Source organism: Pseudomonas sp. LS2P72 (assembly GCF_054897865.1).
In genome coordinates this window covers 2131777-2152091 of record NZ_CM142708.1, presented here as the reverse complement: position 1 = coordinate 2152091, position 20315 = coordinate 2131777, and the positions used below count along the sequence as shown (strand labels likewise).

Below are 20315 nucleotides of genomic sequence, written 5' to 3'. Positions count from 1 at the left end.
CCGGATGTCTTTTGAAGAAAGGGGGCAGATTTATTCTCTAGCCTCATCATCGACAAGCCAAACAAAAAAATCCGCCCCCCTTTTCGCTATACTTTTTGGACCTAGCCAACTACTTGATAAAAAGTCACAGTGGGTCCGTAATCTTGATCCGAGTTAGAAACATCAACAACAAACTTACTCTCCGGAAATTTATCTTTCAAGACTAGACGCCACGACAAAGCAACAACTTCAGCCAACTGTTCAAAAACCACATCATCGACATCATCACTGCAGCCTGCAAAAATATCGTACAGATGAGTGTGGTTCATTATTTTTTCAACTGCACACACATCGCCATTATATTTACTCAACCATAAAGAAAAAATCTCAGAATCATATTTAGCGCTTAGACAAACAGCGCCGTCCCTAACAAAAAAATCAGGAAACAAGAGCCTACAAAACAATAGACTGTCTTCAGGATTGCAGACAGCGCTCACATAAGAAAATATGTCTACATTATCTTTTTCAGCCCACCCTGACGCCCATTGGTCATATCTGCTCAAACCATTAAACTGCTTGATTGTATTAATCTTCATGGGATTTCATCCGGCGTGATAGGCCTCGGTGCCAATTTCGTAGAAGGGGACTGAACTCTGACTGTCCCGTCCGGTAACGTATTTCTACCATATTCTATTACATGCGGTGTTGACACATCAGCGTGAGCGGCACCTGTAACGTCAACTCTCTTAACGATCATCCCGGCTGAGTCATAAACGGCATAGCTGGTGATATTTCCTTGATTATCAGCCCGATACACCGTTCCATTAATTGGGCCACCGTCTAGCTTGAAGCGGCCACTAACCTGAGTTGCGTTTTCGAGAGGGCCTCCGGCAAGATTATTTGCGCTTCGAGGAACAGAACCGAGGTTTTTTGCGCCTTTTGCATCCCCCACCGTGATACGTGAATCACCTTTCCCCGGCACCTTCCCTGGCAGCACCCCCGTCATGATACTGGTAATCAGCTCACCACCACCAATCACATAGCTATCGCTGTCAAAGTCGGGATTGAGTTTCGTCCCCTCAATAACCTCAGCCACTTTTTTGCCAGTCTCAGCTATTGCCTTGTCGATATTGGCTGAAATTGTTTGACCAGCCTCTGTCCCTGCAAGCGCCTGCATGACAATAAATTGAGCGACACCTTTTGGCCCTTGAGCGGCGGCCATGACATACCCGATGGCCTCTGCACTCCCCGGATGCTCCTTGATGTAAACCTGGATCGCAGACAACTGAAAAAGAACACCTTGCAGCTGCCGAATACCGGCCGGGGTGACTTCCAGTGGATCCAAGTTCAGTACGTTTGGACCAGGGACGTATTTATCCGACGCAACAATCTCCTCAATGTCCTTGATGACCTGAGGTTCGATACCATTTAGCCTGGCCAGATTGGCAAGAACACCGTCGATGAACGCGGGATCGCCCATCATCGTCAAGGCGTCTTTACGGCTCTTGCCTGACAGGAGAAGCGCTTCCAGAGTGCTTTCCGCCAGGTCCTTGCCTGCCGCAGCCTCCGCGCCGGCATCCATGGGACGGCCCAGAATGTTATCCACGCGATTGACCACGACGTTCAGCGCCGAGGCCGCTTTGTCGAAGTTGGCCAGTGCGGTCTGGTCATAGTTGAGGAACGCCTCGGTCCATTCCTGCACGGTTACAACAGGGTGGAGTACGGCGTTAATGGATGAATCACTGGCATACAGATCGGTGCGTTCTTCGTCATCCTTGGTGATCTCATACGCCTTGCTTACATCACGGTTCAGCCCGGCGGTGGAGTCAGCGCCGGTCTCGGCGTCCTTGCGCACAACAATTTCGCCCGCGCCGACGGTTGCCCGCACGATCTGCTCGCGATCCTTCTCGTAGTTCCAGCCTTCAACGCTCCCGCCCGCCTGACCTTCCTTGCCTTTCCCTACCTGGCTGCCGTCTTGCACGGTGCCGCCATTACCGCCGGAGTTGTAGGTGCCGCCGACGTTCAAGTAGTAACCGTGCTCTTTATCCTTCCCGGCGATATCACTGAAGCCCAATGTGCCGGTGTCCAGCTTCAGGTTGCCGTTGTCGGCAGCAATCACCGCACCGTCGATCTGGGTGTGGTTTTCGGTGCGGATATCGACTTTGCTTTTGCCGGTGATGCTGGTTTGTTCTTCGACCCAGTTGGTCTTGCCGGTGGTCTGGCCGTAGCCGACCGAGCCACTGACACCGACGAAGGAGCCGGTGGCGCTGATGTCGAACTCCTTGCCCTTGACCTCGCCGGTATCGGCTACCGAGGAAACATTGAGGTCGCCGCCAACACGACCGACCACTTCATCGCCGCGCAGGGTGGCACCTGCGATGTTGGTGTCTTGGCCGCTGGTGAAACCCAAGCGGTTACCGGCGTAGAGGTACGCCTCTTGTTGACGTTCGCCCTCACGCTCCAGATTGCCCTTGCCGAGGCTGACGCTGACATAAACGCCCACACCCTCGGAGCCGAAGGTAAGACCGGCTTCACCACCGCCGTTATGGCGGTTGTTTTCACTGCTGCTGTCGTTCTGCGCCGAGCGAATGTTCAGTTCGTTGCCGGCATTCAGATCGATATCACGCTCTGCCCTGACCTGGGTACCGATCAGGTTCAGGTCGTTGCTGGCCTTGAGGTTGATATCGCGGCCCGCGCCCAGTTGCGTGACCGTTGCCGCGCCTTGAGCGCTGTCGCCACTGGCAGTGCCATAGCTGCCACCGACACCAATCTTGATGCCGCCACTGGTTCCGCCGTGAATGCCGCCCCAACTCTCGGTGTTTTGGGTTTCCTGACTGACACCGCCCTTGGCGACATCGAAGGTCACATCTCGACCTTTGACGTTGATGTCACGCCCGGCATCCAGCCGGCTGCCCTTGACCACTACGTCATTGTTGGCGTTCAGGTTGAGGTCGTGACCGGCATTGAGGGTCGAGGATCTGTTGGTCTGTTCGACAACCTGCTGGCTGTTGCTTTGCTTACTGTTACCTAACTTGACGTCGCCCGTCGGCCCCGCCAGGAACTGGCCAATGGCATCAACCCCCTTCAGGACACTGGAGCCTTGGCTGACGCCGTTTTCGCCTTTTCCGACCCCATTCGCAGCATCCTTCGTCTTGCCGTAGTTGTGGTTGAGGGTGACACCCAGACCATTGCGCTCGGCTTCGCGCTGCTGCTCGGTCAACAGGGTTTCCCGCGCGGCGTCGATCCTGATATCACGGCCAGCGTTCAGGTTGATGTCGTTGTCGGCTTTCAGGTCGGAACCGATCTGGTTGATATCGCGCACGGCTTTGATCGTCAGGTCTTGCCCGGCACTGATCTGGCTGGCGGCGGCGGTCTGCTGTTCGAGACGATTTTTTTCCTTGAGCTTATCGGCGCCAACGAACAGGCTCACGCCGTTGGCGTCACTGGAAACGCCGATACCTGCCTGCTTGGATTTTGACCAATCCTGCTCGGCATTCTCGTTCTGCGCGGCGGCCACATTCACGTCGCGTCCGGCATTCAGACTGACGTTACGCCCGGAATTGATACCGCTGCCCAAAACGTTGATGTCACGCTCGGCCTGCAAGGTCGCATCACGATCAGCCACCACTTGGCTGCCCACGCTGGTACTGCTTTGCGCCTGACGACCGGACTCCTTGGCCGAAGAAATGGACAGGAACCCACCTGAAGTGGAAAGACCGGTTTTTTTCTTGTATTGCTCGCTGCGGCTATAAGCCGTGTCATTGGCCGAAACCAGGTTGATGTCACCGTCCTTGTTGACCAGGCCCGCCCGCAGTTCAACATCATTGCCGGCCGAAGTTTCGCTGGCACGTAGACGGAAGTCATTACCCGCCGCGACGACCACATCGTTGCCCGCTTCCAGCTCACTGGCCACCTGACTGGCGGTGGTTTTCAACTCGCTCTTGCCACTCTTGGACATGCCGAAGAGGCCGGATTTGGTTTTCTTGCTGTAGGAACCATGCTCCTCAATGCCCGAAAGCACCGCCACATCACGAGTCGCACCGACCATCAGATCATTGCCGGCTTTCAACTGACTGCCGATAACCGTGACATCACGACCGCCATCGAGGGTGATCCCACCGCTGGCTGTTTTGCTGGTGTTGACGGTCAGGTCCTGGCCGGCCTCGATCACCGAAGCGATGTTAGTGCTGTCATAGCTCTCTTTTTGGGTGGTGCTGCCGCGACCAAACGAGCCTTTTTTCTTCTTGTAGTAGTAGGAAGAACTCTCGTCTATTGCCGAGGCGACGGTGATGTCCTGCACCGCGTCCAGGCTAACGTCTTCCTGGGCCTTGATCCGACTGGCAATGATGCCCAGATCGTTGCCCGCATTGAGGGCAATGTCACGACCGGCGTTCAGTACGGAGGCCTGTTGAGTGGTGCTATGGGTTTCCTTCGCTTGCCTCTTGCTGCGCGAGACGTAATCACTCTCGTTGGCTGCCGAGGCGATGACGATGTCGTTGCCTGCATCGACCCCGATATCACGCTTGGCGTCCAGGCGACTGGCAACGATGGCGACGTCACGATCAGCACTGATCGACAGATCCCTACCCGACGTCACCTCAGCAGCATGCTGGGTGATGGTCTGGTTCAGAAAATTACTGCCACGCGCGTTGGTGCTACGATCCTGGACCGAGGTGATGTTGACGTCACGATCGGCGATAAGCTCAAGATCACGCCCGCTCTGTAAAACGCCACCGATGTTGTTGATGTCCCGACCGGCATCGATCGTCAAATCATTGGCCGCCTCGATCCGCGCCGCGTTATCGAGATAATCGCGATGCTGCAGACTTCCACCCCGACGGACATCAACACCGGTCACGTCACGCTGGTTGATCACATCGCCATTGGTTGCCGTCAGACTGACGTCGCGACCGGAGATGATCCCGCCCGATTTGTTGACGATGTTGTTGCCCGCCTTCAGCGTCAGGCGATCACCCGCCTCGATCAAGCCGGTGTTGGTGAGGTCGTTGCCGGCCTCGGCCGAAAGGTTGTTGGTGGCGCGCAGGGTGCCGGCGTTGTTCAGGTCCTGGCCGGCGATCAGCTTGACGTCGCCGCCCTGGATCAATGCGCCATTGGGTGCCAGACGATTGTTCGCCTGGGCCAGGTAAAGCACCGGCACCAAGACTTTTTCACCGTTCACCACATGCTCTTCCAGCCAGACGATGTCGTGGGTCAGCGCCGCGACTTGCTGTGCGGTGAGGGTTACACCCATGGACAAGTTCAGTTGGTCCTTGCTGGCGATGGCGTTGTTCATCAGGTACTTGAACATCGCTTCGTCGGAGGTCTGACCGTCGAGGAAGCGCTGGCCGGTGCGGGCCACTATCGATTGCTGGACCAGGCGTTGCTCGAACAAACCATCGCCCAGTCGTTTGGCGCTGGTGTCCGGGTCGTAACCGAGGTTCGCCAACAGGTAATCCGAACTCATGAATTGCTTGAGGTTGGTCAGTACCGGGTTGGTTTCGATCAGATACTTGTGCGGGTTGGAGCGCACGCTGGTGTCGGGCAGCCCCTGCACACGCGGCACGTCGAAGGAAATGTTCCCGCGATTGGGCAACAACACACCGACCGGACCGTCACCGGCGGCGGCATTGACGTTGATCAGAGCGGTCTTGTCGTTGAGATTCACCGACGGGCGACTGGCCAGGGCCAGCTCGCGATTTTTGACCGAGACCGGGTCGTTCTTGTCGAACTGGAATTCGGTGGCTTGCCTGACAGGCATGCCGTCCGAACGCTGCGTGGTATTGGCCGTAACGGAACCAATAGTCCAGCTCTGTCCGGGTACGATCGTTTGCTCGGTGCCGCCTTTACCGCTAAGGCGGAACAGGCCGTTATCGCCGGTCGGCAGGGTGAAGCCAGGCAACGTCAGCGGGTTGACCTGTTGTTGGGCCAGGTCCGGTGGCAGGTGGGAATTGATGCTGATGACGGTCGGGGTAACTTGACCGGCGAGTTGCGTAGACCCCAGACGAGAGGCACCGGCACCCGCGGCTACACCGTCACGAACCACGCTGTTGGTCAGGTTCTGAGTGGCGTTGATGTAAACCTTGCCACCGGCCTGGACGACAGCATTGGCATAAGACGACGGACCGCTGTAGGTAATGGTGTTTTCAGAAAAGGTGGCGTTTTTGACAAAGTCAGGGGCTTCGCTCCTGACTCCATCACTGTAATGTGGACGTGTAAACTCGTATCTCCCGTCATATTCCACCCATATTGACCCGAACCTAATGTAACGGATCGCCTCACCACCACTGGAACGCCCCCCTATGCGCTCGAGAGACTCAACACCTTCGCTGTTCCATACACGCAAGTTTGGACTGATCAAACGTCCATCCCTATACCCGGAGGGACCCGGATCATAAGACGGGTCATTGGCAGCGTTGTAATCCATGATCTGCCGCCACTGATGCAAGGAATCCTTCGCCCCACCAAGCGAGCGTCTTATGCTGTAATCGCCAACCGCCGCCCCTTGGTTAGTGAAGTTCTGCAGATTTAACGACAGGTCGTTTCCTGCACTGATAGTGGAGGCGTTATTCAGTAGCTCTCGACCGTTACCAGTAAAGTTTCGACCTGCTGTCAAACTGGCAGATGCCGAGTCCTGAATGATCTGAGATTGGTAGTTTTCCACCCAAACCAGATATCCAGGAAAATGAGGTTCAAAGCCATCAAACGATGAACATGAGTAGCACTGCAGCCCAATTGCACCCGAAACCAGCCCGCCACCGGTTACCTGAAACACATCCTTGCGGTTCTCGATGTGATCCGCCGCCAGGGTCATATCGCCGACACTTTCGATGGTCGCCGAGATGTTGTTGATCGATGAACTCCAGCCATTGCTGTCATCCCGGGCGATGCTGATGTTGCCCAGGCCATAGATGTCCGCGTAGCGGTTGGTGAGCGTCCCCACCCGCAGGGCCATGTCGCCACCACTGAAAATCAGTCCATTCTGGTTGAGCAATGAGTTGCTGCTGATGCGCAAATTGCCGGCACCACCGAGGGTGCCGTTGTTGGTCAGAGAGGCGGCATTGACAGTCAGACTGTCAGCCGAAGTGATTCGACCAAAGTTGTTCAGACTGCCACGACTGGTAACCGTAGAAGCCGAAGCGCCGGTGATACTGGCCGCCGAGGTCAAGTCGATCTGAGAGGCGGTAAGCCCCAGATTCCCGACGCTGCTGACCCGCCCGTTTCCGCCGTATGCTCCGCTCAAGTCGAGGCTGAAGGTGCCGTTACTGGCCAGCAGGCCTTCGTTGGACCAATTGACCCCGCTGCCGATGAAACTGTCGGAGCCCAGCAACTGGCCGCCTGCGGTTTGTACCAGGTTATTGACGTTAACTCGCAACCGCCCCGCCTGGATCACACTGCTGTTAGTCCAGCTATCGGCATTCAACGTCAGCCCGCCACGCGTCACCAACGAACCGCCAGCGTTCATGACGTTGGCTGTCGAGATGTCGAACTCACCCACGCCCACATGAGTCACGGTGCCGCCTGCGTTCAAGAAGCTCGGCGTCGCGAGGGTAAGGTCGGTGTTGGCCGTTTCCACCAGGCCATTGCGGTTATCGAACAGGCCGCCGATCTGGAAGTTGGTTTTCCCGCTGATACCCAGCGCACGCAGTTTGCCCGTCTGGTTATCGAGGCTGGCGGCACGCACTGCGAGGGTGCCGGCGCTTTCAATCAGGCCGCCGCGGTTCGTGAGGTGGCTATCGAGAACGACGTCGATACCATCGCCGCTGATCTTGCCGGCGTTGTTGTTCAGCGCGCCGCCAATAACCTTGACCTGGCCTTTGGCGTAAATACCGCCGTTGCTGTTATCGATAGCAGCGCTACCAGCGTTAAGCAGAATGTTGCCGGTATTGGCGGCGATGCGTCCGCCGTCGCTGTAGATTCCGCCCAAGGCCTGAAGGTCGAGGCGATTGCCTTCGATCTTGCCGCCCTGGCCGTTGCGCAATACACCCGTCAGGCGGGTCTGCAGCAAACCTTTGAGGCTCGACAGCACACCGGCGCGGCTGTCGAGGCTGGCGGCGGTGATGTTCAGCTCACCGTTCTGGGCGATGACCTTGCCGCCCTGGTTGTCGATGGCGCCGCCCTTCACGTCCAGCGTCAGTGCGCCCTGGCTTTGCAGCGCGCCGCCGGCATTGTTGAGGGAAGCGGCTTTGACGTTGAGGCCTGCATCGCGACTGGAGATCAGGCCGCCGGCGTCGTTACGAACACTGCCGGTGGCGGTGAGGTCGAGCTGCCCATTGGCAGCCACGGTGCCCTCTTGGCTGTTATTAAGGTTTCCAGTCAACAGGCTCAATAAACCTTGACTGAGTAGCTGGCCGCCCTGGTTATCGATGCTGCTGGAACGCTTGATCACCAGCGGCCCCGTACTGCCCAGCGCACCTTTGATGTTGGTCAGCGTACCGAGCAGATCGAGGGTGACGCTGTCTTCACCGACCAGGCTGCCGTTGCTGTTGTCCAGGCTCGTACCGGTGAAGGTCAGCGCTTTGTTCGCGGTGACTTTCCCCGACGCGTTGTTCAAGGAGGCCGCGCTGATATCCAGTGTGCCGCTGCTTTCGATCAGGCCACCCGATGCGTTGTTGATTGCACCTTGAGTCATTGTCAGCGTCTGCTTGCCGCCACTGGTGACGATGCCGTTGCTGTTGTCGAGGCTGGCGGCAGTGATGGTCACGTCGCCTAAGCCCGCCAGGCCGCCCTTGGCGTTGTTGATCAGCGCACCGCTGAGGTCGATGTTCAGATTGCCGAGCAGGCTGGAGAGCGTGCCTTCCTGGCTGTTGTCGAGGCTAATGCCGGCAACGGCGAGTTTGTTCCAGCCGGAAACCAGGCCACCCTGGTTATTCAGGCGGGTGGCGTTGAGGGTCAACTGATCATTGCTGATCAGGTTGCCACCGCGGTTATCCAGCGTTTTGCCGGTCAGGCTGAAGCTGTGAACGCTGGAGATTTCGCCTTTCTGGTTATTCAGGTCACGCAGGTGCGCAATGCTCAACACGCCCTTGGTGTTGATCAGGCCGTTCTGGTTATTCAGGTCGGCAGGTGTTGCACCCAGATCGATGCTCAAGCCAGTGCCGCCCAGCAACGTACCGCCCTGATTATCCAGACCGTTGCTGTTGAGGGTGAGTTGTCCGGCCGCTTTGACCAGGCCTTTGTTCTGGTTGGTCAGCAGACCGTCGACGGTCACTTGCAGATCGCCATCGCTGAGCATTGTGCCGGCGCTGGTATCGAGACTCGCGGCACGAACCTGCAAGGTAGCGGCGGCGATTTTGCCTTTGACCGAGGTCAGCGCATTGTCGATTTGCAGGGTAAGTTTCTGGTTGCTGAGCAGTTGACCGTCGCTGTTGTCCAGTTGCTTGGCCGCCAGTAAGAAGGCTTCTTCGCTGGAGATTTCGCCGTTGCGGTTGTTCACGTTGGCAAAGTTTTTCAGCAGCAACTGGCCCGGTGCGCTGATAAAGCCATCCTGGTTGTTCAGCGCTCCGCCGTTCACGTCCAGGCTCAAGGCGCCCTTGCTGAAGAGCTTGCCGCCTTGCTGATCCAGGCCACTGACGCTGGCAACCAGCGAGGTCGCCGCGCCGATGCTGCCGCCGGTGTTGGTGACCTGGCCGGCGCTCAGTTCCAGGCGATCACCCGCGTAAATACTGGCCTGGCTGTTATTGAGTGCGCCGGTGGTAATGCTCATTCCACTTTTGCTGCTGATCGCACCTTTTTGCTGGTTATCCAGGCTGGTGCTGGTGAGGGTCAGTGTGGTGTCGGTCAGCAGTTTGCCGCCCTGGTTGCTGACCGCGCCTTTGCTATCGATTGTGAGCACCTTGGCGCTGGAAATCGTGCCGCCGTTGTTGCTCAGGCTCTGGGCATTGATCGCCGATTTACCCTCGCTGACGAGGCTGCCCTGATTGTTGTCCAGATCCGAAGTGAGGTTCACCGTGAGGTTGTTCAGCGTGGTCAGTCGACCGCTGTTTTCCAGCGTCTGTCCGGTCAGCGTCAACCCGGCGTCGCCGGACAGCAGCCCTTTGTTGCGGTTGATGACCTTGTCTACAGTCAGCGCGAGGTTGCCACCGGCCAGGATGTAACCGGCGTCGCTGTTGTCGAGTTGTTGGCCGATCAGTGTCACATCAGCCTTGCTCGACAGTTCGCCGTTACGGTTATCGATGTCATCGACGGTCAGTTTCAGCGCTTTTGTGGCCCCTACCAAACCCTCCTGGCGGTTATCGAGGCTGGCGGCTTTTACGGTCAGCCCGTCATCGGCAATGACCACACCGGCCTGGTTATCGAAAGCGTCGGTGACCGTCAGATCGACTTCACCACGGACACGGATTTCACCACTGGCGTTGTTCAGGCTGGTACTGCGATTGTCGAGGCCGGCGGAGGCGATCAGTCCTTTGACGTTGCTCAGTGCACGGTCGATAACGAGGGTGAGTTTCTCGTTGCTCAGCAGCTTGCCGCCATCGTTGTTCAGGCTTTGCGCAGTGAGGCTGTAGGCCTTGGCACCGGAGATTTCGCCGCCGCGGTTGTTCACCTCCTTGAGGTTTTTCAACAGCAACAGACCCGGTGTATGGAGGTTGCCACGCTGGTTGTTCAGCAGGCCGTTGTTCAGGTCGAGGGTCAGGTCGCTGTTGCTGAACAGCTCGCCGCCGTCTTGATCCAGGCTCGTGACCGAGACGTTCAACTGTTGCTGACTGCCAATTTGCCCGGCCGAGTTATCCAGGTGTTTGGCGGTCAGGTCGAGAGTGCCGTCAGTCGCCAGACTGCCGCCCTTGCTGTTGTTGAATTCACCCGTAGTGACGGTCGATGCCGCCTTGGCGCTGATGATGCCTTTAACGCTGTTATCGAGACTGGCGCTAGTCAGCGTCAGACCTTTTTGCGAAGCGATCAAACCACCCTGATTTTGCAGGGCTGCCGCTAAGTTGAGCGTCATGGCTTCGAGGCTCGAGAGTTTGCCCAGACGGTTGTCCAGACTGCCGCCGCTGAGCACCAGTTTGCCTTCGCTGCTGATCAGCCCCTGCTGGTTGTTCTTGATGTCATCGAAGGTCAACGCGAGGTTGTTCTGGCTGACGATCTTGCCGCCCGAGTTGTCGAGGCCGACGCCACTGAGCGTGTTCGCGCCTTTGCTGAAAATCAGCCCGGCGGTCTGGTTGATGATCTGATCGACCTTCAGCGCCAGGGTCGTGTCGGACAACACTTTGCCGCTGTCGCTGTTGTTCAGGCTCGCACCGTTGATGTGCAGGTCGGCCTGGCTGGACAGTGAACCGCCACGGTTGTCGATCTGATCGACGTTGACCGTCAGCGATTTGAGCGATGCGACCAGGCCTTCTTTACGGTTGTCCAGCGTCTTGCCGGTCAACTTCAGATTGCCCTCGGCAACCAGTTCGCCAGCCTGCTGGCTCAAGGTATCGATATTGGCTTCGATATCACCCTTGCCGGAGATTCGGCCGCCATCGTTGGCGACTTCTTTGGCTTTAAGGGTCAGCGGACCGGTGGCGGTCAGCAGGCCACCGTTGCGGTTGTCCAGTTTATTACCGTCCAGGCTCAGTGCAGCCTTGCTTTCGAGCCGGCCTTTGTCACGGTTGTCCAAGTCAGTGATCAGCAGCTTCACCGCCTGATCGGCACGAATCACGCCATTGCGGTTGTCTGTGTTATTGCTGCTGACTGTCAGTGTGCTGATGCCGGAAATCTTGCCTTCGCGGTTGTCCAGTCGTGTGGCCTGCACATCCATAGCGCCGTTGGCCTGGATCAGCCCTTTGCTCTGGTTGTTCAGGAGACCGCTGACTCGGGTGGTTAGCTGGCCTTCGCTGCTCAGCTTTCCTTGTTGGCTGTTGTCGAGGTTTTGTGTGCGGACTGTCAGAGCTTGTTTCGCCCCCAGGGTGCCGCTGACGTTGTTAACTCCACCACTGGCGGTGATGTCCAGCAGGCGACCGGCTGTCACAAGGCCGGCGACGTTATCCAGTGAGGTTACGTTCAGGACAACATCAGCCAGGCTGCTCAGCTCACCGCTGCTGTTGCTCAATCGACCGACGTTGCCAGTGAGATTGCCAGTGCTGTTGATCACGCCTTTCGAGTTGAGTACCTGATTGGCATTGAGGCTCAACGTGCTGTTGCTCAGCACTCGCCCGTTGTTTTGATTGTCCAGGGTTGCAGCGGTGATGTGGGTGCTTTGCCCGCTCAGCGTGCCGCCCTGGTTGCTCAAGGTCTGCGCGGTATTGATGGTGAGAGTGCGGCTGGCGACCAGGCTTTTGCCGGTGTTGTTGAGATTCTGCGCGCTGAGGCTTACATCGCCGTTGGCGTTGCGGCTACCGTCGGCGTTGACCCCGGCCTCGATGACGCCGCTGTTGGTCAACTGACCGCCGGCGCTCAGCACAATGCTGTCGCGGGCGGCGAGGGTTTGCTGGTTGCTCAGGTTGCCTTGGGTTTGTACGTTTAGCGCCGTGCCCGCGTAGAGCGGACCGCGTGCATCAAGACTGGCGGCTTTGACATTGACTGCGCCGTTAGTCGCCGAGGTGTCGACCAGGCTCAAGTGGCCGTTGGCATCGAGCTGAATATCGCCACCACTGGCGATCAGTTTGCCGTCGAGTTTCACCCCGACACCCGACTCGGTGCCGACCAGTTTGATCGCCCCAGCGTACATCCCGCCCAAGGCCGAGGAGTCGATGGCCAATTGCGGCTTGGCACTGCCGTCATCGGCGCGGGCGGTGGCATTGAGGCTGTCAGCGTTAACGTCGTTGCGGCCGGCGACTATGGTCAGGTTCTTCGCCTGAATCTCGGCATTGATCTTCGCGCTGCGGGTGATGATTTCGAAGCTTTCGACGTTGTTGGCGTTCAGCCCGGTGCCGTCGATGGACACGCTGCCCTGATCGACCTGAAAGCGATCGAGGCGACCGTTGTCCAGCACCGGTTTGCCGGTGGTCAGGGTCACGCGCGGCGTGTTAATGAAGCCGCAACCGTTGCAGCTGATGCCGTAAGGGTTGGCGACGATGACCCGCGCTGACTGCCCCGCCACTTCGGTGTAACCGCGCAACTGGCTCGGGCTGCCGCCGATCACTTCGTTGAGGATGGTCTGCGCTGCCACTCGGTTGGTGAGGTTGGGGTTGCCGACGATGATGCCGCCCAGTTGTGTCGCACCGGTCTGCGCGGCGACGTTGTTGAGGATCACACCCTGGGTGCCGACGTTGTAATCGTGGAACTGGTTATGCGACAGCCCGGTGCCATTCGGCGTGGCGATATTGACGATCGGCACCCCGTTGCCCGCCTGACCGAGACTGGTGCCCGGCGTGGCCACAACGATCCCTTCGGCCTGGGCCCACATCGGTTGCCAGAACATCACGTTGGCCAACAGGAACGCCAATCCGCGCTTGGGCATGCCCCAAAAGTGCTCGCGGGTTTTCACGGCAGCAGAAGGCTGACGAGCGAGAAAAGCGTATTGGCGGACGTCCATGTTGAAGGTCTCGATGGGGCGAAATTAGAGAAAGAAATCCATGCGGAAATAGATCGGCGCTTCGCGCTCGGTCAGGGTGTCCGGACGTTCGAGGGAATGGGCAAAAGTCACGCTAGCGGCCAGGTGCTGACCGCGAGCAAACAACTCCACCGAGTTGCTGGACATGCGTCCGTGCTGATCACCGTTGTAGCGATCGCCCCGGATCACGCCTTGGTCGTAACCGAGGCTGGTGCCATATTCGGCGAACACCGGGCGCAGCCATTCCAGGGTCACCGGGCGGCTCCAGCGCAGGTCGTTGCGCCAGTAACCGCCGCTGTCGCCGGACAAGGATTGATCCTTGTAACCGCGAATCGACGATTGCCCGCCGAGGCTGGTGCGCTGAGGGCTGAACAGCACGTCTTCACTGCGCTGGCCGGTCATCAGGCTGCTGAAACTGAACGACTCGCCCCACACCTTGAACGGTTGCAGGTAGCTCGCGGTCGCGGTGTATTTGCGGTAGCGCGCATCCGGTTCGCCGGGGCCCGGGTGACCGTTGCCCTGCGCATCGAACGCGCCGATGCCTTGCTGCATGCCGAGGTCAATGTTGACGAACGCGCTGCCGACTCGCCGACCGTGGTTGATGCCGAACTGCGCTTCGCTGAGGCGGTTGCTGCTCAGCTTGAGCTTGCTGTCTTCGATGAAGTTGTTGGTACGCAGGTAAGAGAGACCGGTGCTGAGGGATGTCTTGCTCACGGCATCGCGATGGATCACCCGCTCGGCGCGCAGTTGATGGTTTTCGCTGTCGCCGGTCTGCTTGAAATTGAAGCCATTGGCTTGAGCCTGCGAGCGGTACTCACTCTGGCTGTAGGTGTAATTGAAGTTCCACCAGCCCCACGGCAGGTTGTAATTGAGCATCGCGTTGTTGGAGGTGTGCTGGTGATCAGTCATCGCATCGTGACCGCCGCGCAACATCAACTGATCCGCCAAACCCAGCGGGCTGTCCCAATCAAATGTCGTGCCCCACTGCTGCTCGCCGGTGCTGCGCTGGCCATCGTTGCTGCGGGACAACCCGGCACGCCACGGCTTTTGCGGCGTGTTCTTGACCAGCACTTCACTGCCGCCGACGTTCTTGCCCGGTGCCAACTCCATCTGCGCCTGGTTCGACGGCAAGCGATTGAGTTGATCGACCAGTTGCTCGATTTCCCGCAGGTTGACCAACTCGCCAGTCTTGCCGGGAAAAGCCATGCCCAACTCGCGGTCCGACAGCTTGCTGCCCTCCGCGCCTTTCAAGCCTTCAAGCTTGCCTTCGACCACCAGCACCTTTAGATGCCCGCCGGACAAATCCTGCTGCGGCAAATAGGCACGGCTGGTGACCAGGCCTTTTTCGATGTAATGGTCGGTGATGACTTTCAGCAGTTCATTGAGCTGAGTGACGCCCAGGCATTGGCCGATGTACGGCTTGAGCAGGCGATTTTTATCGCTGTCCGAGAGACTGTCAGCGCCTTTGAGTTCGATGTCCTTGATGGGGAAACAACGCGCGTCGGCCGGGGCCGTCGGTTGCGTTGGCTTGGCTTCCTTGCCCGGCAACTCCTTGAGTTCTTCGAGACGCCTACGCTGCTCTTCGAGCAGGCGATCCTGGCGTTCGCGGATGAGGTCGGTTTCACCGGGAGTGGGGGCGGCGTGAGCAAGATTTAGCGGAGAAAGGCACAGCAAAGCCAGGCACAACCTCGCCACGAGGGCGGGTGGGTACATGTTCGATCCTTTGAAATGAAGACTGATAGCACAATAGTGGCGCGATATTAGAGAGCCACTATTCTGGCGTCAATGAATAGGCGGATCCAGAGAGCGTAATTGACGAGCGGAAACACCTAAACCGGACGGTTCCGGCGCAACAGCGGGAAATGTCTTGAAGTGATGTCGAAAGCGCCAGGAACACGTAGGAAGGTTCCGAGGACCGTTCTACGGGGTTAATCATGAGTGAACTTTCACATCCCCGCGGCCTCAACCGATTAACCGCCCGACACGGAACCGAGGCCTGACCGATGAAAACTCTGCTGAAACTCACCCTCGCCGCCACCCTCGCCTGTGCCCTCCCCGTTTGGGCCTGCCCCCCCGAGGAAGCCACCGCCAAGCGCGAACAGCTGGCCAAGGAGGTCGCCAAGATCACTGAGCAGAACCCGGCCAAGGCCAAGGAGATCAATGATGAGTTGCAGAAGATGGACCTGGAGACGGCCAGCAAGGATTTGCCGGACAAGTGCCAGTTGATTGATCAGCGCCTCAAGGAGCTGCAATCAGCAGAGAAAAAGGCCGAGAGCTAAAGGGCAAGATCAAAAGATCGCAGCCTTCGGCAACTCCACGGGTTTGAGCGTGCTGCTGCGATCTTTTGACGAAAAAAAACCCGGACACTGTCCGGGTTTTTATTGGATCGCTACCGCGCCTTATTCAGCAGCTGGCGCTTCCGGCTTGCGGCGTTTCAACGGCGCCATGCCGTCCTTGCTGACCAGCGACAGGGCGTCGGTCTTCGGGCGATTGGCGATTTTGCGTTTGGTCGGTGCCTTGGCGCCGGTTTTCTTCTTGTCGCCTTTGGCGTCGACTTTTTTCTTCTTCACGCCAACGGCTTTGCCCGAGGCCTTGACCTTTTTCGGTCCGCCGTAGGTGCCTTTGACTTCCTTGATGGTGCGGCGCTCGAAGCTCTGCTTGAGGTAGCGCTCGACGCTCGACATCAGGTTCCAGTCGCCGTGGCAGATCAGCGAGATGGCCAGGCCATCGTTGCCGGCGCGGCCGGTGCGACCGATGCGGTGAACGTATTCGTCGCCGCTGCGTGGCATGTCGAAGTTGATCACCAGGTCCAGGCCTTCCACGTCGAGGCCGCGAGCGGCGACGTCGGTGGCGACGAGGATTTTCACGCCGCCCTGCTTCAGACGGTCGATGGCCAGCTTGCGATCCTTCTGGTCTTTGTCACCGTGCAGGACGAACGCTTTGTATTCCTGCGCTACCAGGCGGCCGTAGATACGGTCGGCCATGGCCCGGGTGTTGGTGAACACGATGGCCTTCTGGTAGGTCTCGTTGACCAGCAGCCAGTTCACGATCTGTTCTTTGTGCTGGTTGTGGTCAGCGGTGATGATCTGCTGACGGGTGGTCGCATTCAGGTCGCTGACGTTGTTGAGCTGCAGGTGCTCAGGGTTGTTCAGCACCTTGGCGACCATCTCGCGCAGACCCGAACCACCGGTAGTGGCAGAGAACAGCATGGTCTGCTGGCGGTTGGTGCACTCTTCCACCAGACGCTGGACGTCTTCGGCAAAGCCCATGTCGAGCATGCGGTCGGCTTCGTCGAGGACCAGTACTTCGACTTCCTTGAGGTCGAGGTTGCCGGCGTTCAGTTGCTCGATCATCCGCCCCGGCGTACCGATCAGGATGTCCGGCACCTTGCGCAGCATGGCGGCCTGGACCTTGAAGTCTTCACCGCCGGTGATCAGGCCGGACTTGATGAAGGTGAACTGAGCGAAACGCTCAACTTCCTTGATGGTCTGCTGGGCCAGCTCGCGGGTCGGCAGCAGGATCAGGGTCTTGATGCTGACGCGGACTTTTGCCGGGCCGATCAGACGGTTGAGGATCGGCAAAACGAATGCAGCGGTTTTGCCGCTGCCGGTTTGCGCTGTCACCCGCAGGTCACGCCCTTGGAGCGCCAGCGGAATAGCCGCTGCTTGCACTGGCGTTGGCTCGACAAATTTAAGCTCGGCCACGGCTTTGAGCAGGCGTTCGTGCAGGGCGAATTGGGAAAACACGGGTGCTACCTCGAAGAAATACAAAAAAACAGCTGCATAGGGTAACGGTTTCGAGCGCTCAGGCCGAGTTTCTTTATACAAACGGCGCTAAACAGTGGTTTTTTTGTTGTGTCTTTTGTCCTCAAACGTCATCCAAAGCGTCTTAAATGCTCTAATCGCCCGTCGCGTCCTACAGAAGAACCGTTTTTACCCATGGATATCAAACAGCTCTGGCTCAACGTCCAAGACCTTTGGGGTGCCCTTGATCAGCACCCGCTCCTGCATTCCAGCCTGGCATTGGTGGTATTGCTGGTGGTTGCGCTGGCCCTCGGACGAGTGGCGCGCTACCTCATTCTGCATGCGACCAAAATGCTCGGTCGCCAGCCGGCATTGCACTGGATCAATGACTTTCGGCATAACAAGGTCTTTCATCGTCTGGCGCAGATCACACCCTCGCTGGTGATCCAGTTCGGCTTGCACCTGGTGCCGGAGTTGGGCAAGACCAGTCTGATCTTCCTTGGTAACGTCGCGCTGGCATTCACCATTCTGTTTTTGCTGTTGGCGGTCAGTGCCCTGCTCAGCGCGCTGCTCGACATCTACGCGCGCACCGAACATGCCCGTACCCGCTCGATCAAAGGCTACATACAACTGGCGAAAATGGTCTTGTACGTATTTGGCGCGATCATCATCGTCGCCACGCTGATCGACCGTTCGCCACTGTTGTTGCTGTCGGGCCTGGGCGCCATGTCGGCGGTGATTCTGTTGGTCTACAAGGACACCCTGCTGTCGTTCGTCGCCAGCGTGCAGCTGACCAGCAACGACATGCTGCGGGTCGGCGACTGGATCGAGATGCCGCAAGTCGGCGCCGACGGTGACGTGGTCGACATCACGCTGCACACGGTCAAGGTGCAGAATTTCGACAAGACCATCGTTTCGATTCCGACCTGGCGCCTGATGTCCGAGTCGTTCAAGAACTGGCGCGGCATGCAGCAATCCGGTGGGCGACGGATCAAGCGCAGCCTGTTTATCGACGCCAGTGGTGTGCGGTTCATCCGCGATGACGAAGAGCAGAAGCTGTCCCAGGTGCATCTGCTGACCGACTACATCAGCCGCAAGCAGGCTGAACTCAAGGCCTGGAACGAAGCCCAAGGCAACGTTGCAGCGATGTCGGCCAACCGTCGGCGGATGACCAATATCGGGACTTTCCGCGCCTATGCACTGGCGTATTTGAAGAGTCACCCGGAAATCCAGCCAAACATGACCTGCATGGTTCGGCAGATGCAGACCACCGCTCAGGGGATTCCGCTGGAAATCTACTGCTTCACCGGCACCACGGTGTGGGCGGATTACGAGCGGATTCAGGGGGATATTTTTGATTACCTGCTGGCGGTGCTGCCCGAGTTTGGCTTGAGCCTTTATCAGCAGCCAAGTGGCGGGGATCTAAGGGCCGGGTTACTTCCGGCCATGTTAGGCGCTAGCCATATCCCCGGACCCGAAAAACACATCATGTAACACCGCTCCCACAGTGTTACGGGTCTATTTTTTGAAGAGTCGGCGCACCTGAACGGGATCGGCATTACCGCTTTGGTCAAGCGCAAGGAAGTATTTGAGCTGCCATTGCTGCGTCTTCACAGCTTGTTTAGCGACGGGCCTGGACCATGGCGGATAGACACGAATCGCTCGTTTGCCACCTTCACCGTCAATCGACATGACCCCTTTGGCGGCCAGTATCTTTTGGTCAAACACAAACTGCCCGCGATGGGTTTGATCAGCAACGCTCACCACCACAAAGGCGACGCCATCGCCGCTATCGAGCGGTGCAATCTCGCTGGTCGGCGTTGGCCGCTTCCACAGCGTGACGAACTGACCCATCTTGGTCGGCGTGGTTTTCGCCACTCGGAAGACCATCGCCTGGCCATCGAGGCCGAAGCGGCAGGCGCCGTAGTCGGCACTCTCCTCCTCGCACCGAGCTTCATCCGTTAACGTCATACCTGCGGGCTTGTAGATCTGCTCGATGGCGGCGATCAGGTCCGTCATGGTCGTTCCTGCAACGGCAGCACTTCTCGCCTGACGCCCAACCGACTGATCCACACCGCCATCAGAATCACCGATCCACCGAGGAACAACCGCCCCAGCTCTTCATGCTGATTCCAGATCAGCAAATTGATCAACAACCCCACCGGCACATGCAGGTTGTTCATCACCGCCAGCGTCCCGCCATTCACCAGGCACGCGCCCTTGTTCCACCAATACAACCCAAGCGCAGTCGAGACCAGACCGAGGAACACCAGCACACCCCATTGCAGAGGCGCTTCGGGCAGGAAGTTCTGTTTGCCAAACAACAGAAACGCCGGCAACGCCACCGCCAATGCCCCCAGGTAGAAGTATCCAAAGCGCCGGTAGTGCGGCAAATCGCTCGGATGGCGGGCCACCAGATGTTTATAGAGCACTTGCCCGGCGGCGTAGGTGAAGTTGGCCAGTTGCAGCAACAGGAAGCCCATGAAGAAATCCGGACTGATCCGGTCGTAGCGAATCACCGCCGCGCCCATCACCGCCACCAGTGCCGCGACCAATGCCCACGGATTGAAACGCCGGTTCAGCGCGTCTTCAATCAAGGTCACGTGCAGCGGCGTGAGGATGGTGAACAGCAACACCTCTGGCACCGTCAAAACCCGAAAGCTCAGGTACAGGCAGACGTAGGTCACGCCGAACTGCAACGCGCCAATCAGCAGCATGCCGCGCATGAACGCCGGTTCAACCGAACGCCAGCGGGTCAACGGAATGAACACCAGCCCCGCCAGCACCACTCGCACCAGCACCGCGAAGTAACTGTCGACATGACCGGCCAGGTACTCGCCGATCAAGCTGAAGGAAAACGCCTGAATCAGCGTGACAAAAAGTAGATAGCCCATGCTCGCCTCGTCTCGAATGGCGGCGACGATAGCGGTTTTTGCCCGTTATCGCGAGAACACACAAATCCCTGTAGGAGCTGAGCTTGCTCGCGATAGCGATGTGTCAGCCAACATCAATGTTGAATGTGATACCGCTATCGCGAGCAAGCTCGGCTCCTACAGAACTGCGTGCAGCCAACCAAATCGCAGGCAAAAAAAAGCCCGATCTCGCTAAGGCGTTCGATCGGG

The 20315-nt window shown here is 58.1% G+C and carries 8 protein-coding genes; 2 read left to right on the top strand and 6 right to left on the bottom strand.

Features of this window, described 5'->3' with window-relative positions:
* Nucleotides 1–101 precede the first annotated feature (101 nt).
* Genes ACYZUA_RS09965 through ACYZUA_RS09955 form a run of 3 tightly spaced genes read right to left on the bottom strand, consistent with a single transcriptional unit; the run spans nucleotide 102 to nucleotide 15163 of the window.
* The gene (locus tag ACYZUA_RS09965) at nucleotides 102–575 is read right to left on the bottom strand and encodes a hypothetical protein (RefSeq protein WP_256581352.1); all 474 of its coding nucleotides are present in this window, start codon (nucleotides 573–575) and stop codon (nucleotides 102–104) included.
* The gene (locus ACYZUA_RS09960; protein ID WP_461962956.1) at nucleotides 572–13432 is read right to left on the bottom strand and encodes a hemagglutinin repeat-containing protein; all 12861 of its coding nucleotides are present in this window, start codon (nucleotides 13430–13432) and stop codon (nucleotides 572–574) included. The genes ACYZUA_RS09965 and ACYZUA_RS09960 overlap by 4 nt, the downstream gene beginning before the upstream one ends.
* Before the next feature lie 24 nt (nucleotides 13433–13456).
* Nucleotides 13457–15163, bottom strand: a complete 1707-nt coding sequence (locus ACYZUA_RS09955) for a ShlB/FhaC/HecB family hemolysin secretion/activation protein (protein WP_461962955.1) — start codon at nucleotides 15161–15163, stop codon at nucleotides 13457–13459.
* A gap of 290 nt (nucleotides 15164–15453) precedes the next feature.
* Between ACYZUA_RS09955 and ACYZUA_RS09950 the strand changes: the two genes are divergently transcribed.
* Nucleotides 15454–15729, top strand: a complete 276-nt coding sequence (locus ACYZUA_RS09950) for a hypothetical protein (RefSeq protein ID WP_454868895.1) — start codon at nucleotides 15454–15456, stop codon at nucleotides 15727–15729.
* A 120-nt stretch (nucleotides 15730–15849) separates the two neighbouring features.
* Here ACYZUA_RS09950 and ACYZUA_RS09945 read toward each other — a convergent pair whose 3' ends face one another.
* A complete protein-coding gene (locus ACYZUA_RS09945; protein ID WP_461962954.1) occupies nucleotides 15850–17196 on the bottom strand; it encodes a DEAD/DEAH box helicase in 1347 nt (448 codons plus the stop codon).
* Nucleotides 17197–17388: 192 nt separating this feature from the next.
* On the opposite strand from ACYZUA_RS09945, the gene ACYZUA_RS09940 reads away from it, so the two are divergent.
* Nucleotides 17389–18687 carry a mechanosensitive ion channel family protein gene (locus ACYZUA_RS09940; protein ID WP_461962952.1) on the top strand — a complete coding sequence of 433 codons (1299 nt, stop codon included), beginning with the start codon at nucleotides 17389–17391 and terminating at the stop codon, nucleotides 18685–18687.
* A gap of 24 nt (nucleotides 18688–18711) precedes the next feature.
* Here ACYZUA_RS09940 and ACYZUA_RS09935 read toward each other — a convergent pair whose 3' ends face one another.
* Nucleotides 18712–19212, bottom strand: a complete 501-nt coding sequence (locus ACYZUA_RS09935) for a MepB family protein (protein WP_461962950.1) — start codon at nucleotides 19210–19212, stop codon at nucleotides 18712–18714.
* The gene (locus tag ACYZUA_RS09930; protein WP_461962949.1) at nucleotides 19209–20087 is read right to left on the bottom strand and encodes a carboxylate/amino acid/amine transporter; all 879 of its coding nucleotides are present in this window, start codon (nucleotides 20085–20087) and stop codon (nucleotides 19209–19211) included. The genes ACYZUA_RS09935 and ACYZUA_RS09930 overlap by 4 nt, the downstream gene beginning before the upstream one ends.
* Nucleotides 20088–20315: the final 228 nt, after the last annotated feature.

Bases quoted from the DNA above. Each gene is read 5' to 3' on its own strand.
- ACYZUA_RS09960 (WP_461962956.1), bottom strand. From the start codon at position 13,432: ATGGACGTCCGCCAATACGCTTTTCTCGCTCGTCAGCCTTCTGCTGCC.
- ACYZUA_RS09935 (WP_461962950.1), bottom strand. From the start codon at position 19,212: ATGACGGACCTGATCGCCGCCATCGAGCAGATCTACAAGCCCGCAGGT.
- ACYZUA_RS09940 (WP_461962952.1), top strand. From the start codon at position 17,389: ATGGATATCAAACAGCTCTGGCTCAACGTCCAAGACCTTTGGGGTGCC.
- ACYZUA_RS09965 (WP_256581352.1), bottom strand. From the start codon at position 575: ATGAAGATTAATACAATCAAGCAGTTTAATGGTTTGAGCAGATATGAC.
- ACYZUA_RS09955 (WP_461962955.1), bottom strand. From the start codon at position 15,163: ATGTACCCACCCGCCCTCGTGGCGAGGTTGTGCCTGGCTTTGCTGTGC.
- ACYZUA_RS09930 (WP_461962949.1), bottom strand. From the start codon at position 20,087: ATGGGCTATCTACTTTTTGTCACGCTGATTCAGGCGTTTTCCTTCAGC.
- ACYZUA_RS09950 (WP_454868895.1), top strand. From the start codon at position 15,454: ATGAAAACTCTGCTGAAACTCACCCTCGCCGCCACCCTCGCCTGTGCC.